General features: G+C 56.2%; 8 protein-coding genes. 2 read left to right on the forward strand and 6 right to left on the reverse strand.

The genetic code is table 11. From position 1 onward, the window contains the following. The 6 genes from WCO56_22935 to WCO56_22960 all read right to left on the reverse strand — a co-directional run. Positions 1-587 (reverse strand): restriction endonuclease subunit S (locus WCO56_22935; GenBank protein MEI7732445.1); only part of this gene is annotated, 587 nt, incomplete at its 3' end. A 333-nt stretch (positions 588-920) separates the two neighbouring features. Then, positions 921-2,555, reverse strand: a complete 1,635-nt coding sequence (locus tag WCO56_22940; protein MEI7732446.1) for a class I SAM-dependent DNA methyltransferase — start codon at positions 2,553-2,555, stop codon at positions 921-923. 357 nt (positions 2,556-2,912) lie between these two features. Then, positions 2,913-4,592, reverse strand: a complete 1,680-nt coding sequence (locus WCO56_22945) for a hypothetical protein (GenBank protein ID MEI7732447.1) — start codon at positions 4,590-4,592, stop codon at positions 2,913-2,915. Between the two features lie 26 nt (positions 4,593-4,618). Further along, positions 4,619-6,238 carry an ABC transporter permease gene (locus WCO56_22950; protein ID MEI7732448.1) on the reverse strand — a complete coding sequence of 540 codons (1,620 nt, stop codon included), beginning with the start codon at positions 6,236-6,238 and terminating at the stop codon, positions 4,619-4,621. 119 nt (positions 6,239-6,357) lie between these two features. Further along, complete coding sequence (murI, locus tag WCO56_22955; protein MEI7732449.1) at positions 6,358-7,182, reverse strand: glutamate racemase; 825 nt, start codon at positions 7,180-7,182, stop codon at positions 6,358-6,360. A 7-nt stretch (positions 7,183-7,189) separates the two neighbouring features. Beyond that, positions 7,190-8,248, reverse strand: coding sequence for an N-acetylmuramoyl-L-alanine amidase (locus tag WCO56_22960; GenBank protein MEI7732450.1), 1,059 nt, complete (start codon positions 8,246-8,248; stop codon positions 7,190-7,192). Positions 8,249-8,656: 408 nt separating this feature from the next. Here WCO56_22960 and WCO56_22965 point away from each other — a divergent pair, with 408 nt between their 5' ends. Continuing rightward, positions 8,657-15,607: an autotransporter-associated beta strand repeat-containing protein gene (locus WCO56_22965; protein ID MEI7732451.1), complete on the forward strand. Its 6,951-nt coding sequence runs from the start codon at positions 8,657-8,659 to the stop codon at positions 15,605-15,607. Next, the coding region (locus WCO56_22970) for a hypothetical protein (protein ID MEI7732452.1) at positions 15,559-17,755 on the forward strand (2,197 nt) is incomplete at its 3' end. The genes WCO56_22965 and WCO56_22970, both read left to right, overlap by 49 nt.

Genomic DNA, 17,755 nt, shown 5'->3' on the forward strand with positions numbered 1-17,755 from the left:
TCGAGTTTGGCGCGGACGGGGTCGAAATCCACGAACCAGCTCTGGAACAGCGCCCGCGCCATCGCCTCCAGCGTCGCGTTCATCCGCCGGTTCAATTCGATTTTGTCGTCCAGGGTACCGAGGATGTGAGCGATGGCTTTTTGCTCAGCGAGGGGTGGGATATCTATTTCGAGCTCTCCAAGTCGCGTTCGCGAAAGTTCGGTCTGACCAGTTGACCCCTCGGCCATCTTCTCAATTTCAGGCTGGAGTTTGCGAACGAGGCATCCGAGGAAAGGGGGATCTACTAGCTTCGGATTTGGTCGCAAAATAGCCACATGAGAATCGACCGTGGTTGGCTCAGAAACAGTTTTGATCTGGGCAACTCGTCCAAGCGTCCCTTCGCCAGTTGAGTTGACTAATATATCGTTTGGCTGAAGCAACTTCTCTTTGGGAACGATTTTTTTCTCTGTATCCGTCCTTCTCGCTGGAGCGAAAACGACAGTTTGGTCGCGGACACACTTTTGATTTAGGACACGAATTCCTCCGTCTTCAGTGTAGAAAGGCGTCACCCCACGACTGAATAAAACGCAAACTTCGGCAAGTGTCATTGTTTTCCATTCACCCACCATGCCCCAGCCCTCCTTCCATAGTCTCGATGGGGCATGATTCACCATGCCAAGGGGATGCGGACACAAACAGCGCCAACGGTGACAGAATGCGGCAATAATTATGCCGCCCTTTCAGGGCTGGGGGTTGGGGGGCATTGTACCTGGGGCGTTGCCCCAGGCTATCACATAACGCCCCGTTGGGGCTAAGATTGCGGCTGTCATACGGCACTCTGTTGGGGCTAGGATTGAAACCACTATATGACACCTCGTTGGGGCCGGGATTGAGGCCGGCATACGATGCCGGGTTGGGGCTGAGCATGCTGACGCCCGTGTTCATTTGAACCCCAGGCCTTTCAGGTTGGCGCGGATCGCCGATTCCAGTTTGGCGGACTCGGCAAACTGGGCGTTCAGTTCGGTGACGAGCCGGGACATTTTTCCCTCAAAAGGTTCGCCGTCGTCCTCGATTTCCTCGGCGCCGACGTAGCGGCCGGGCGTCAAAACCCAGCCGTGACTGGCGATTTCGGCGGTGGTGGCGGATTTGCAGAAGCCGGGAATATCGGAGTAATCAGTGATCAGTGATCGGTGATCAGTGGAGCGCCAGGCGTGATAGGTGCCGGCAATTTTGGCGATGTCGTCGTCCGACAGTTCGCGGTGGACGCGGTCGATGAGGGTGCCGAGTTTGCGGGCGTCGATGAACAAGGTTTCACCTTGACGATTTCTTAAGGCCGGACCGCCGGACTTCGCTGCTCCGCCTTTCTTGTTTTTGGCGAGAAACCACAAACACACCGGAATCTGCGTTGAGTAGAACAGTTGCCCCGGCAAAGCGACCATGCAATCCACGAGGTCGGCCTCGATGAGGGCCTTCCTTATTTCGCCTTCGCCGGACTGGTTGGAGGACATGGCTCCATTCGCCGAGACGAAGCCGGCCATGCCGTCCGGGGCCAAGTGGTGGATGATGTGCTGGATCCACGCGAAATTGGCATTCCCTTTCGGAGGCAGGCCGTATTTCCAGCGCACGTCGTCGTCCTTGCGGAAGTAGTCGCTGACGTTGAAGGGGAAGTTCGCGAGGATGTAGTCGGCCTTGAGGTCGGGATGGAGATCGTTGCGGAAGGTGTCGGCGGCGTACTTGCCGAGATCGCCCTCGATACCCCGGATGGCGAGGTTCATGACGGCGAGCTTCCAGGTGGTGGGGTTTGACTCCTGGCCGTAGATGCTGATGTCACCGAGTTTGCCGCCATGGGCTTCGATGAATTTCTCGCTCTGCACGAAAAGTCCTGCCGAACCGTGGCAGCAGTCATAGACTCGGCCCTTGTAGGGGGCGATCATAAACACGAGGAGCTTGTCCACGCACTGCGGGGTGTAGAACTCGCCGCCGCGCTTACCCTCGGCGCTGGCGAAACGACCGAGGAAGTATTCATAGACGCGGCCGAGCAGATCGACGGAGCGATGGGAACCACCCCTCACCCCGGCCCCTCCGAGGGGCGAGGGAGGTGCGGCGATGAGCGTGATGGTGCCAATGAGGTCAATGAGTTCGCCGAGCCGGTGCTTGTCCAGCGCGGGGCGGGCAAAGTCTTTGGGGAGCACGCCCTTGAGCCTTGGGTTGTCGCGCTCGATGGCGACCATGGCGTCATCCACGAGCTGGCCGATGTTGGGCTGTTTGGCGCTGGCCTGGAGGTGGGACCAGCGGCCTTCCTTGGGCACCCAAAAGACGTTCACCGCCTTATACTCATCCTGGTCCTCCGGGTTGGCATCAGAGTATTCCCCCTTGCCAGCGACGAGTTTGGCGCGGTGCTCCTCGAAGGTGTCGGAGATGTATTTGAGGAAAATGAGACCGAGAACGACGTGCTTGTATTCCGCCGCGTCCAGGTTGTTGCGGAGCTTGTCGGCAGCGAGCCAGAGCTTGGCCTCGAAACCGAGGTTGGCAGTGGAATCGCTGGATTTGGATGTGGTGCGAGTCCGATCAGACATAGGCTGAAACGTTCGCGCGTACGTTCAGCCCTGTCGGGATGGCTTGCTACCTGCGTTGAAATCCCTGGTGCCTGAAAAAATAATGGGACGCATTTACTTGCGTCCCACCACAGGCACCTAGGAGGGCCCAACGCAGGAGCGCTTTCAATGCGCCCCGATTGGGGCGCACATCGAGCGCCGTCCTGCATTTGCGAAATTTCCTAGGTTTCGTGGTGGACAGCAGCCGAAGCTACGCGAAATTATGTATTGTTAAAATTTTGGTTAAATCAGCATCATTATATTATTCGGAACAGGGGAAGGATAGCGAAGGAATTGGAGGGTTTCAAATCAAATATCAAACGGCCTTTTGCAACACTTTCAGACACCCAGCGGCGTTTGGGGCGGTAACGGTGGTGGTATCGGCGGCGGGGATAATACCGACGCGCGGGCAGCCCGTTTGAATGGCCAGCCATTCCACCAGCGTTCCTGCTCATACTCCGCCGGTTGAATCAGCACCTTGCGAAAGTTCGATTGCAGCCGCAGTTTGGAACCGCTGATAAACACGACGTCTTTGAGCAGAAAGCCGATAAAAATCCCCGGGCCGCAGAATAACAGGAAGATCGGCACGATTACCACCAATAGCCACGGTAATAACAACACGCGCAGAATGGTGCGGGTGGTCGCCGTCAACGGTTTGCGTTGCGTTAATCCCTGCCACAAACCGGCATACGTCACGGCGTAGAGGTCCAGCACCAGGAGCGCAAAGGCCATTCCCAGGCAGACAAAGACCACCAGCGGCGGAATATTTGAACTGGTGCTGAACATGGCCCATTCTGCCAAGGTTATCGTCTCGACGAATCCCAGCACCAGTAAGGGCTTTAGGAAAAGGGTTTCCACCGCCTTGAAGCAGCCGCGCACCATGGTATCAGTCGGCAACGGAGTTACCAGGGTGAGTTCCAAAACACCGCTATCCCGCGCCGAGGCGATGCTATAGCAGGCCACGGCGGCAATCCATAGCCGTAGAAACCAATGGGCCAGGTAAAAGATGCCGACATACACCCAGAAAAGCTGATCGCTCAGTCCAATCAGTAAGCGGGCGGCTATCACCAAGATTATTGCCAACAGAAGGGCAATCCAAAGCAGCCCATCCAGTTGGCGGTTTTTATCCATCAACCACCAGGCGGGATTTGCTTGCAGCCGTTGCTGGGCGCGGGTGGAAGATTTTCCGGATAACCGCCACGGGCGAGCCAGCCAGCGGAGCCAGGCCCAAGGCTCCCCTGCCCTTTCATCCGTATCACGCCAAGTCCGCAACACCACGAACCCCGCCAGCATTAGGAATAGCCAGCTCAACAAATGCACCATGCCCAGGCAGGACCAGAAGGGGGCGGCCACGGATTGCATCATGGCGTCGGTGGCGGCGAAAAACGCATAGCCGGGACTGAGCAGGGAAAATCTGGGCACAAACTGGCTAACGTCGCCGGCGGCAAGCAGGAAATCCAACAAAGGCAGGATGCCAGCAAAGACCAGAACCACCAGCAACCCCATGGCCCAGACGGCCCGTTCGTTGCGGCCCCAGGCCGAGATGAGCAGGCCGGAGCACAGGGAGAAGAAAAGTACCACCAGCAACGCCAGCACCGTGCGCCAGAATTCTCCCGCCGTCACTCCGCCCAGGATGAACGGGATGGCCAAGGCGGGAAACGCCGCCATCAGGTTATAGAAACAACCGAGGGAATGAGCCGCCAGCTTCCCAAGGATGATGTCCAATCCGGTCAGATCGGTAAGGAACAACAGGCCCAGCGTGCCTTCCCGCTTCTCCACGCTCAAGCAATCCGCCGTGTTGCGCAGCCCTTCAAATAGACAAAACAAAAACGCCAGCCAGGAAAGCGTACGGAACAGGGCTCTCCCAACAGTCTGCCAGGCGGAGAATAACTCCCCGGCCAGCAACATCACCAGCACGATGGCCACTGCCACGCCCCCGGCCGCCAGCCGATTGCGATGCGTCGCCCATTGGCGTGCTTGGGCGCGCAATTCACGGTCGGCAATGGCAGGGGAAGCCATGAGGTTGGGTAAACGTGTCGAGTTGTTTATTTGGGCGTCGCCCCGACCGGACGGGCCGCCATGGTGCGGAAATTCGTGTGCAATCGCCGCCGCGCCCAGGCATACAGGATCAGGTTGTTGAGCAGGCTGAGCACGATCCAATAAATGGTCAGCGCCAGGTCGGTGGGCGTCACTGGTTTGATCCAGTGCAACACATCGGTGGCCACCCCCACAGCGAGCAGCGTTGCCGCATAAACCAACCATGGCACCACCATGACGAGCAGGAGCGCGATGGTCATGCCGCGTTCCGCGCTGGCGGTGCGCAGGCTTAGCCACATCCCCGTCCACGCCAGCGCAGGCAAATCGCCGCAGAGCCAGATCATGCCAGCAAGCCACAGGGAGTGCCATTCAGGATCGTGCCAGTTCCACGCCAGAAAGCCGGCGTGCAACCCCAGCACCAGCAGCGCTGGAAAGAGAAACTGCCGGAACAATGCCTGCACCTGGCCTTGAATGATTTCGCGTTCAGTCAGGGGAGTAACCAGCAATAATTCCATGGCGCTGCTCCGGCGATCCGGGCCAAACTGGCGGCAGGCCTCGCCCGTCACCCAGAGTTTCAAGACCAACTGCAAGACGATGGCGGTGAAAATGTAATTCTCCGGTTCCAACCAATAACGTCCCGTGTTCCACCAGCCGTACAACCATAAAACACCGCTGGCCCCCAACCAAAACCAGACCAGTTCCACCTTCCAACGCTCACGGCTCACCAGCCACAGGAACGGATTACGCGTCAGCATCGGCGGGCGGAACTGGTTGCGCCAGGCGCGGCTGCCCATCCAGAATTGGTGCCAGCGGGCACGCCAGGAACGGCCCTCAACGATCATGCCTTTATCACGCCAGGTGCGGGGAGTGATCCAGCACGCGGCCAACAGGAGCAACCAGGCCAGCGCGTGCGTGATCCCTTGGGAAGCCCAGTGCAGCCATACATTATTCCCGGCGAAGTTTTGTTTATACACGGGGGCGAAGGCCGTGATAAACGCGCATCCTGGACTGAACATGAGTACCATCGGAACGAAGTTTTTATGGCCCGATTGTTCCAACAGTATGACGCCGAACATCGGTGCCAACACCGTGAATCCGCCCACCAGGAGAAACGCCAAACCCGCCGCCTTGCGCGCATGGACGCACACCGCCGAGGCAAACAAACCGCACGACAGCGAAAAGAACAACGCGTTGCCAAAGGCCAGGACCACGCGGCCCAACTCGGCCAGGCCCACGCCGCCCATCAACAACGGAAAACTCAGCACCGGCACCACGGCCAGCGCGCTGTATATGGTCGTCAGCGACGTCGCGGCGAGCTTGCCCATCACAATATCGTAGCCCTTCAAATCGGTGAGGAACAACAGACCCAGGGTGCCTTCACGCTTTTCCGAACTCAACGTATCGGCCGTCAACGTGGGGCCACTGAACAGGCAGACGAAGAAAACCACACTGGCCAAGCCCGTGAACAAGCTCTGCCCCACCGCACTGGGCGAGGCGTAGGTCATGGACACCAGGATCATGATGGTAAACCCAATGGCGCCCAGACCGGCGGCGAAGCGGGTCCAATACGCAGCGCGTCCGCGAGCCGCAACTCGCAGTTCCCGTTCGACAATGGGCAAGAAGATCATGCGCCAGTTTCCAGCGCCGTACCGTAGGGAAAAACGCACCCCGATGCAATCACTGATCGTGCTTTGAATTTGCGGTGTTGCAGCCAATTCGCTCCCTGCACACAAGGTCCCAAGTTTCGCTACTCCTTAAGCGCTGGCAACTCCACCTTCCAAGTCTGCTCGGTGGGAAAACCGAGGAAGCGTTCCGCCATGGCTTCAAAGCGCTCGGTGTCATCGGTCACGTACGGACGCAAGGTACCCTTGCGCGTGTTCTGTGGTGTCAGGAGTTTAAATTGGGCCAGGCTCTCAGCGACCGACGCGGCACAACATTCGGCAGAATCCACCAACGCGACATTGCGTTTGGTGATTTTGCCAATCGCCTTTTTGAGCAGCGGATAATGGGTGCAACCGAGAATCAAGGTGTCAATTTGCTTGCGCAACAAAGGCCGCAGATACTCTTCAAGAATGATCCGAGTCGCAGCGTGATCCAGCAATCCTTCCTCCACCAACGGCACCAGGAGCGGGCAGGCTTCACTGAAAACCTTGGCCCCCTCATCGCGCGTGCGGATCGCGTTCGTGTACGCTTTGCTGCGCACCGTGGACGCCGTGCCAATCACCCCAATGCGTCGGTTGCGCGTTTTTTCCAGCGCCACCCGCGCCCCCGGCAAAATCACCCCAAAGATGGGCAGCGAAAACCGTTGCTGCAATGCCGGCAGCGCCCAGGCGGAAGCGGTGTTGCAGGCCACCACGAGCGCTTTGACTTTTTGCTGGATGAGGAATTGCGCATCCTCGCAGGCAAACCGCGTCACCGTATCGGGCGACTTGGTCCCATACGGTACCCGTGCCGTATCGCCCAGGTAAATAATGTCTTCGTTCGGCAGCACCCGGTGCAACTCGCGCACCACGGTTAAACCGCCGATGCCTGAATCAAACACGCCGATGGGTAATTGCGAATCCGGTTTCATGTTCACATTAACGGTCCAACCCTTTTTTGTACGCCTGGATACCTTCCAGAATACCCTGGGCCAGCTTCGCACGCCAGGCCCGGTCGTAGATTTTCTTGCCATCGTCACTGCTGGTCATAAAACCACCTTCAACCAGGATGGCGGGAATTTCCGAATGGCGCAACACCGCGAAACGCGCACGGCGCACCCCCCGGTCGTCCGTGCCCAATGCTTTCGTCACACTCTTCTGCACGTTCCAGGCCAACCACATGTTCCTATCATCGTAACGATTGCCTTCATAAGCGCCATTGGCAGCGCCTTCTCCGCGCGCGTTCGTGCTACTGGCATGTGGAGGCGTCATGCAATACGTTTCCACGCCCGTGACACCTTTATCCGCCGCGGCGTTAAAGTGCAGGCTGACCAACAGGTCGGCACCGCGCTTGCGCGCATACTCTGGACGGCTGCCCAGTTCTGTGAAACTGTCATCCGACCGGGTGAGAACCACCTTAAAGCCGGCATCCTCCAGCTTGCTCTTCAACTCCTCCGCCAATAGCAGGGTGTACTTCTTTTCCTGTAGCCGCCCCTCCTGATTGCCGGGATCTTTGCCACCGTGGCCGGGGTCGAGGCAAATGGTCTTCACCTTCCCTTTGGGGTTGCGCGGGGGATTAATCACCGGATTGATGGCCGACACCACATCCAGCGGAGCAATGTACGCGCCGCCATTACGCCGGGCGATGGGCACGGAGAGGGATACGGCCACCCCGTTGATCTGTGACTGCCGGGAATCCACCGTGAACACAAACTTGGACCACTTGCTGGTCATGGTGATCTCCTCGTCCTTGCGGGTCCATTTAAAATCCATTTTGATCAACTCGGCCCAATCCCGCATACTCACATACGTATTGCCAAACATTTCCACCCGCTCCAGTTTGCCGAGGGTGGTTTGCGAAAACAGGACGGGAGCCGCCCAGAAAAAAGCGGCTACCACCAGCATGATGCCGTGCCAACGTCGCATATCGCCGCGCACTGTGCATACGTCGTCGCTGGTTTTCAAGGGAATACTGCCGACCAGGAGTACCGCATCCAAGCGCCATTACCTTTGCCACCGCGCAACCGGACAACTCCATAGGAATGGCGGCACTTGTATTAGCCGTATTTTCAGCAAATATACTATTGGGGCAGATCCATTCAAGGGGCCTTGGCAGGGCATCGAATGAAGTCAAATTTTATGCAGCTAAAAACACAGGAAATACGCTTGTATATTTCTTACCACCTGATACGTTTTTCACAAGCTCCGTTAGCGACAGGTTCCAAACCGGTGGTCGGTGTTGTTTAGGCCGACGTGGGTGGGAGTTATTTGGGTATCTGAAACTGGCAGGACTAAACCGACGTGAAACATGATCTGACCAGTCAGTGCCGAAGCTCGGGTTTACTTGAACTGAGCCAATGAACGATTTTACTCTGACAGCCAATTAACTTTAAACATCAAATGACTATGAATACCAAGTATCAACCTATTCCGTTAAAGACTTCAGCCGTGCTTTGTCTGGCAGTCATTCTGCTGGCAGGAACCGTGCTGACGACGTTTGCCGCCCCCCTGGATCGGACTTGGACCGGTAATGGCGGTTTAAGTTGGGGAGCCGCTAACTGGAACGAGGGGAGCTTGAGCGGCGGTGACTTTCTGATTTACCCCAGTGGTTCGAGCAATCCAGCAAACACGAATGACCTTGCCGGGCGGGTGGTGGGGGCACTGACGTTTGGTGTTGGTACCAGCGGATATGCCTTGGGCGGGGCCTGGTTTTCCATTACGAACGGCATCACCAACAGTGCAGGTGGTGCCAATACCATTAGTAATATCATCACCTTTGCTGCACCTTCGGCGGTCGGTATCCCACAAGCCACGCAGACCGTTTGGAACGCCCAGGCCAGCGGCAGCGGTGCGTTGATATTCAAAGGAACCTACCTCACCAATAGTACCGGTACGGCTACGAATTATATTTTGTTCGACGGACCAGGCGACTTTGGGATCAGCAATGTGATTGTCGGTTCCGGCAGTCTGATTAAAAAGGGCGCCGGTGTGCTCACCTTGGGCGGCGCGAATACCTATGGTCCTTTGGACACGTTTCTTTGGGGCGGTATCCTGCGTGCGGCCACCAACAACGTGATTCCCAACGGCAATAGTAAAGGTAACCTCAATATTTCCAATGCCACCTTTGATCTGAATGGAACCGGGATCCAATCCGTGGATGGCCTCAACGGGGATTCCACTGCGGTGGTGAATAATTCCTCCCTGACGGCGGCGTCTATCCTCTCGATTGGCAATGGTGCCAGCAATTCCTTCTGGGGGGGCAATATCACGGATCCCAATTATGCCAGTGGCGGCTTCGTCAACGTCAGCAATAACAACGGCGGAACGACCTCCTTTACCAATGCCAATTCCTATCGCGGATATACCAGGGTGCAAGGCGGTACTTTTGTGCTGACGAACACGGGCACGATCGTGAACAGTGCTTCGATTATAATCGCTAACGGCAAAACGTTTCGCGTGGATAATAATAGTGTCGGTGGCAACCTACCTGACCGCATCGGCGACTCCGCCAATGTGGTCATGGATAATGGGGTGCTTGTCTTTGCCAACAACGCTGCGGCGGGCGTGAACTATAGCGAGACGATTGGAACACTGGTCTTGAGCAATGCCCAGGGGCGCGTTGACATGATTGCCGCCGCCGCGGGTCAGACTTCTACTTTCACCATCAATAATGTAACGCGCCTTGGTTCCGGTTGGGCGTCGTTTACCTTAAATGGTGGTCCGTTGACCTTGGATCCGCGCAACCGTATTACGATTGTCAATCCAGGTCCGCTCACCAATGTGGCATCCGCCCCGCTGTTCCCAGGAGGCCCCTCCTCAGGAATTATTCCTTTCGCTGGATATACCAGCCGTGATGAATTGGTGCGCTGGGTTGGCACTAACGGGTATAACGGGCCGGTGGAATTGGTGGCGACGGATTATTCTCTGAATATTCCTGAATCCCAGTGGGCCATCACCAACAACCTGCGGTTGGGCTATGGGCAGACCATGACTGGGAATCGGGTGGTGAACAGCCTGAACCTGGGGGCGTCGGCGGTGGCGCATACTCTGGGTGGTGAGATGCCGTTGGATTTGGGTGGCAACAGCTTGGGCATTGCTTCCGGCGCGCTCATGTTCAGTGGCGATACGTCCGGTTTTTTCCAAATCACCAATGGGACGCTCACCGCTGGCATTTCACCCAATACTCCGGCGGAGTTGGTGTTGCTGACCCGGAACACCGGTTACTTGCATCCGCAAAATTTTTCCCCTCTTCCAGGACCGTTGATGTATCCGGCGGAGATTAATGCCAGCATCACGGACAATGGCACCGGTCCGGTCACCGTTACCAAGATTTTTGGCAACCTCATGGTTTTGAGCGGTAGTAACACGTATTCTGGTGGTACGACGATTGCCAACGGGGGTGGCTTTTTAATGATTGGCAACGGTGGAACCAGCGGGACAGCGGGTTCCGGTGACATTACCAACTACGCTGAATTGCATATCAACCGTTCCGATGACATCACCTTTCCCAATGCTATCCGAGGCACTGGAGCCGTGCGTAAATATAATACCAATACCGTGGTATTTACTGCCGACAGTCCATTTAACAACAATTTCTCCGTATATTCCGGTGCGGTTCCGGAACTGGGCGCCGCTGTGCTGGCTGGCAATGGACGCATGACTAACGTGCTTGCCTACTATCTGCGCCGTGGCACTCTGATGGTTTCCAACACCGCTTCCGCCAATCTCACCGACCGGCTTGCTGACGGCAAGGGTGTCAATTTTGAAGGCAGCGGCAGCGCCTTGATTTTCACTAACGATGGCAGTGCGGCAAATTACTCCGAGTCGGTAGGCCAACTAATTGCCAACTACGGCTCTGGAACCGTGGTGGCGGCCCCACCGGCCCCGGGCTACCGTTCGCAACTCACGTTTACGTCTTGGGCTCGCAATAACAACTCCACCATGAATATCACCGGGGCGGGACTGGGAACTAATGTGACTGCGGGAAGTGCCACCAATGTGGTTTTCCTGGCCAGTCCGTTTGGTCAACAGAATGGCACCGCCAATCCGGCTTCGGTGATTTCTGGCAATGAGTTTGCCAAGTATGTGACCAGCACCAGTTTGTCGGTAACCTCGGCCATGCCGTTGCAGGCTTACGATTATGCCATTAATACGGTTGACAGCACTTGGACCGGTGCGCAAAACGTCAAGCTGACGACGGCGGGGACAACCGCTTTAACCGGAGCCCACTACGTAAATACCCTGAACTTGGCGCAAACCGCAGGCATGACTTTGGATGTCTCTGCTGGCTCGTTGAACGTTTCCAATGCAGGCATCCTGGTTAGTGGCGATTATCCGGCCAGCATCACGGGCGGCACGCTTAATGGAGGGGTAGCGGAATTGATCTTCCATGTGATGATTCCCACCAATAGCGGCAATGCGCTCACCGTCAGTTCCATGATTACCAATCAAGCGAATAGCGGCAATTCACTGGTTTTGACCAAGAGCGGTCCGGGCACCCTCTACCTCACCGGGAACAACCTTTACAAAGGGAGCACCGTCATTAATTCGGGCATCCTCAAGGTGGACAGCATCGGGGACGCCGGATTGAACAGCGGCATCGGCACCAATGTCGGCAGCGTCGTTTATTTGCGTGGTGGCACACTTCAATATGCCGGGTCCGGTGCTGCTTCGACCGCTCGCCAGTTTGACGTGCAGAATGGTGCGGGTGCCATTGACATTGCCAGTGCCAGCGGCAGTCTCACCATCAGCTCGAACGTTGCCAGCACCACCTTTACGGCCAATGAACTCGTTAAGTCTGGCCTTGGCACACTGACGCTCGCTGGCTCGACTGATAATGGGAATCTGCGCATGAACGTGCAGGCTGGTACGCTCATACTAGCCAAGACTGGTGGCAACGCAATCTGGGGTCTCTCAGGCGTGGCCCCAGCCGCTACAGTCAAATACGCGAACAACGGCTACGGCAACCAGATTCGTGATGACAAGAACTGGGGGATAGTCAACATGCATGGCACCATTGATATGAACGGCGCGAGCGATGCAGTCACGATCATGATGGGCAGCGGATTCATTACCAATGGCGCTCTGGGCACCACATCCTATCTCACTAATGGCACTGCGCCAACGCAGGGATCAACCGATGTCGCTCATATCAACACCCTCAATATTACCGATGGCGGCTTCGGCAACAATAATACCATTACTCTGGTGAAGACGGGTGCTCGTATCGTGGCCCTCACTGGGAACAACACGTATAGTGGCAAGACCTTGATTCAGAATGGCACGCTGGCCATTGATGCTGACAGCCGTTTGGGAGCGGTTCCGGTGTCTTATGTGCCGGATCAAATTACCTTGGGTAATCCCTTGGTAAGTAGTGGCACTCTGCAAGCGGCACGCGGTTCATTCAGTATTGCCGCCACCCGTGGCATCATGTTGACCAACAATGCGACCCTTGATGCTGCGTATGGGGCCAGCATGACCATTAATAGTATCATCGCCGGGACTAACAGTCTCACCAAGACCGGCCCGGGCGCGGTCGTGTTGGCCAATCCAGGAAATTGTTGGACCAACGGGCTGACCATCAGCGGCGGCTCACTCAAATTGGGCGCTTCAGGAGCTATTCCCAACGGGTTGGGCAAGGCCAATGTGACCGTTAATGGTGGCACCATGGGTGTCGGCACTGCCACCATCCAGAATTTCGGCACCCTTGATCTGAACGGCTATGATACCACTATTAACGGGCTGACCGTAAACGTTACCACCCCTGGTGTGGGTGGTGTCGTCTTGAATAATGTAGCCAATAGCACGAACACGTTGACAGTAGGCAACGCAAATATCGCTTCTACCATTAGCGGCCTAAAGGATAATAATAACGACTTGGGCGGTGTACTGGTGCTTCGCAAGATCGGCACCAATACACTCGCGCTGGCGAATTACACCAATAATCATAGTGGCGGCTTTATCTTTGAAGGGGGGCGCATGGATTTCACCGACGATTATTCCTTGGGGAAGGTGCCGGCAGTTCCGACCACCAACCTGACATTCAATGGTGGCTCCATCCGCAACAATAACATAACCGTTGCCGCTAAAATTGCCACGAACCGAACCATCAACCTGCTGGCCGGGGGCGGTTATTTCCTGGCTGGCTACACCCCCAGCACGTTGACGATCAATGGCCGTATTACCGGGGTGGGGGCTTTGAATTTCAGCACGGAGAACAGCACCAATATCCTGACCAACCCAGGGAATGACTACCTGGGGAATACCATTGTGGGTAACAATATCCCTTACGTTGCTCCCAACGGGACGGCACCCAAGTTGAAGCTGGGGGCTTCGGAAGTGATTCCCAATGGCGCTGGCAAGGGGCTGCTGCTGATCACCAATGGCAGTTTGGTGGATATGGCCGGGGTTACGGAGACGGTGAATGGCTTGGGGGCTTGGGGATCCGCAGTGGCCGGCACCATTGACAATTCGATTGGTAATGCGAATCTCATTGTGGGGGATGCCAATACCAACAGCTCTTTCAACGGACTAATCAAGAATACCGGTGGAACTCTGAGCCTGACCAAGATTGGGACGGGAACACTGACCCTGAGTGGTATCAACACCTATTCCGGCGGTACGACTAATGCGAGTGGCATTCTCAACATCAATGCGGACGCCGCGCTTGGTGCTCCTGCACCACTGGTATTCTCGGGTAACAGCACGCTTCAGGAAGCTGGTAGCCTTGTCTTATCCGCAGGGCGTACCATCGCAATTGCCAACGGGGTTATCGCCACCAATGACGACCAAGGCTTCCCAGTTACCATTAACGCGCCGATCACCGGGGCTGGCGGTTTGACCAAGGTTGGTATTGGCACTCTGAACGCCGGCGGTGTCAACACCTATACCGGTCCCACGGTCATCACGGCTGGCATCATGGTCATCTCAACCGGACATAAAGGTGGAGGATCTTTTACCGTCAATGATGGCGCTGAATTGGCGGTGCAAACCTTGGTCAATGGTGCCTTTGTCCCGTTGTCCAATCTGACGCTTGGGTCGGGTGCCGGTGCCACGACCTTGACGTTCACAAACTGGTCCGCCAATGCAGTATTTCCCACGATCTGGGCTACGAATTTAACCATAAACAGCACGGTAACGATTAACATTAATGGTACACTGTTGGCGGGCACGTATCCCTTGATCAAGTACAGCACCAAGAATCCGATCGCGGGGAATATCCAGTTGGCGGCCATGGTTTTGCCCCGTGGGATTACTGCCAGCTTGAACGATAGTGGTACGTCCATTGACTTGGTGGTCGGAGGCTCGGGCGGAATTGTCTGGGCGGGCACCCCTAGTTTGCCATTTTGGGATGTCAACCTAAGCCAGAACTGGCTCTTTGGCGGATCGCCGGATTTTTATCTGGAAACCCCGCAACCCGACGCGGTCGTCTTTGATGATAGTGCAGCCGAGAAGACGGTGGTCCTCTCTAATATCCTTTCGCCTTTCCAGATCACGTTCAGTAACAGCTTGGATTATTCGCTAAGCGGTACCGGCAAGGTTAGTGGCGCAGCCTCGATCGTCATGTGGGGAACCGGCACCAACACCATCAATACCACCAATGATTTTTCCGGACCGGTGTTTGTCAATGGCGGCATGCTCAGGCTGGGGAATCGCGGCGCGTTGGGGACAGCGAGTGGGCCGACCACCATTGCCAGCGGAGCGACCTTGGATATTAATGGCACGTTGACGAATTTGGATACGATCATTGTCTCCGGCAGTGGTCTGGGCAGCAATGGGGCTATTGTGGATTTGACGGGAACCGGTGCCTCTCCCTACAACAACCTCAGTAATGTAACTTTGGTGGGGGATACCACTTTTGGTGGCGTAGGGCGCTGGGACATTATGGCGGGCGGTAACTTTGTCGGGAATGGATATAAGTTGACCAAACTTGGTGGCAACCTTATTTCCATCAAAACCACTGGGTCCACTGGCCTGGGCGATATCGAGGTGAAACAAGGCGCTCTGCGTTTTGAGAATGCCACGACCTACGGTGATTCAGCCAAGACCGTGACGATCTCTACCAACGCCATGCTGTCCATTTACAACAACGGTACCGTGAATAAACCGATGGTGGTCCTGGACCGAGGAATTGTCTCAACCGACAGCGGCACTGCCAATGTCTGGACTGGCACTGTCACTCTAAATGGAACAAATACCTTTGATGCTGGCAGCTTCGGCTCAAGTCAAAACACCACCTTGACACTGAGCAATACGGTGAGCGGCAGCGGTGGGCTGAGGAAGATCAGTACCAATTGCTGGTGCTGGCGGTGTCCAATAACTATGACGGAGTTACGATTGTGGCGGGCGGCATTTTAACGCTCAAGAACTCCGCCGCGCTGGGAACGACCAACGGCAGCACCTATGTCTATCGCACGGGCGGTACGAATGCGGCTTTCACTGACGCTACCGGCCAACTCCGGTTGGATCCCGGCACGGGCAATAGCATTATCATTCAGGACGCGCTCTATCTGGATGGCGATGCGCAATACGGCTATCAGGGCGCATTGCTTAACAATACCGGCACCAATTATTTGAATGGGCCCGTTACCATGGGCACCAATGGCCTTCGAATGCAGGTAGCTGACGGACGACTGATTGTGAATGGCTCTATTACTAATATAGGCACCGGCAGCAGGCAGTTTGTGGCCAACCCGAACGGCAGTAAGGTTTTGACCTTGAATGGGACGATTGATCTCACTTCCAGCGGCCCTATGCTTGTGCACGGTGGCGGGCTCTGCGAGTTAAATGCTTCAAGTAACGTCATTGGCGGTCTGAGCGTCCAGTACAACACAACGTTGAAGCTGGGGACCAATAACGTCTTCCCGACTCCTCCCTCCCTGACATTAGGCGATAATACCGCTGTGCCGCATGGGATTGGTACCATCAATCTGAATGGTTACAACCTCACGTTGCGCTCGATTACAACCCCTGGCACCAATGCGATCGCCTGTTCGATTACCAGCGCCGTGCCAGCAATGCTGACCATCACCAATAACTCCGCCAACAGTTATACCGGACGCGTTGCAGGAGCGGTTAGTCTCACCAAGTTGGGTGCCGGCACTCTGACGATGGTCAGCGTCAGCAACAGTTTCACCGGTAACGCGCTTATTAAGGCTGGATCCCTTTCTTTGGTGGGCGATTCCGGCTTTTCCAACGCAGTCACCATCCAAATTGACGCCGGGGCTTCACTGGTCGTCACAGGACGTAACGACGGAACGCTCAACCTCGGTTTTGGCCAAACTCTGTCTGGCAATGGAACTGTGGCCGGCAATGTGGTCAATTATGGCACGTTGGCACCCGGCAGTAATGGTATAGGCGTCCTCACGGTGACGAACAATGTCGGGGTGAATGGCACAACCATCATGGAAATCAGCAAAGTCGGTTCAGTCCGGACCAACGACCTCCTCACCGGTGCGATCTGGCTGACCAATGGTGGCACGCTGACCGTGGTGTTGGCCGCTGGCAGCGATCCTGTCACCAGCTTGGTGGCGGGCGATTCCTGGAAGCTGTTCAATGCCGCGAATTACACGGGCACCTTTGCAGTCACCAACCTGCCAGCGGGAGTGGTCTGGGATACGTCCACTCTGAACACGGATGGCACCATTCGCGTAATCGGCGTTGGAACGGGCGGTTTGACGGTCACTCCTTCGCCGACAAACACGGTCGAGGTCAATTCGCCAGCGGGCTTTCTGGCCTCCGCTTCCGGCACCGAGCCGATCACCTATTTCTGGTATGCTAACTCGAACTACCTGACGCCGGTGGCGATAACCAATGCTTTCACCAATGCCTCTGTGGTGTGCAGCGATAACAACACGCACTTCAACGTGGTGGCCAGCAATGCCTATGGCGGTTCCCTCACCAGCGCGCCCGTGTATGTGGCAGTAATTGATACTAGGAAGCCGGTGTTTGTGACCGACCTGGTCCAAGCCACGAATACCACGGGTGTGGGCTCCAACTTCATGATCGCGGTAAGTATGGCGATGAGTTGCCAAACCCTGAGTTCTACCTGGTACTACGATACGACCAATGTCTTCACCAAAGGGGACATTGCAGTGCTGTACAATACCAACGCCTCGCTGACACTGACCAACCTGCAAACAACCAACTCAGGCACGTACATGGTCTCGGTGGCGAATGTCAATGGGGCGACCAACAGCATGGTGGTAACCTTGGTGGTGACCAATCATTCGAGCACGTCGGTGGGCTTGGTGATCACCCCGTCGCCGACCAACACGGTGGCGGTGGGAACGCCGGCGGAGTTTACCGCGACGGTGACGGGCGGCAGCGCGCCAATCGGGTTCTACTGGTACAAGCTGCCGAATCTGACCGTACCAGTGGGCACGGGTAATAGCTACACCAGCGCGGTGGTAACGTGCGCTAACGAAGGGGATGCGTATCAGGTGGTGGCAAGTAACAGCGTTGGAACAGTGACCAGCACGGTGGCCTATGTGGAAGTGCGGGACA

The sequence above is a fragment of the Verrucomicrobiota bacterium genome, from assembly GCA_037139415.1.
Classification (GTDB): Bacteria; Verrucomicrobiota; Verrucomicrobiia; order Limisphaerales; family Fontisphaeraceae; genus JBAXGN01.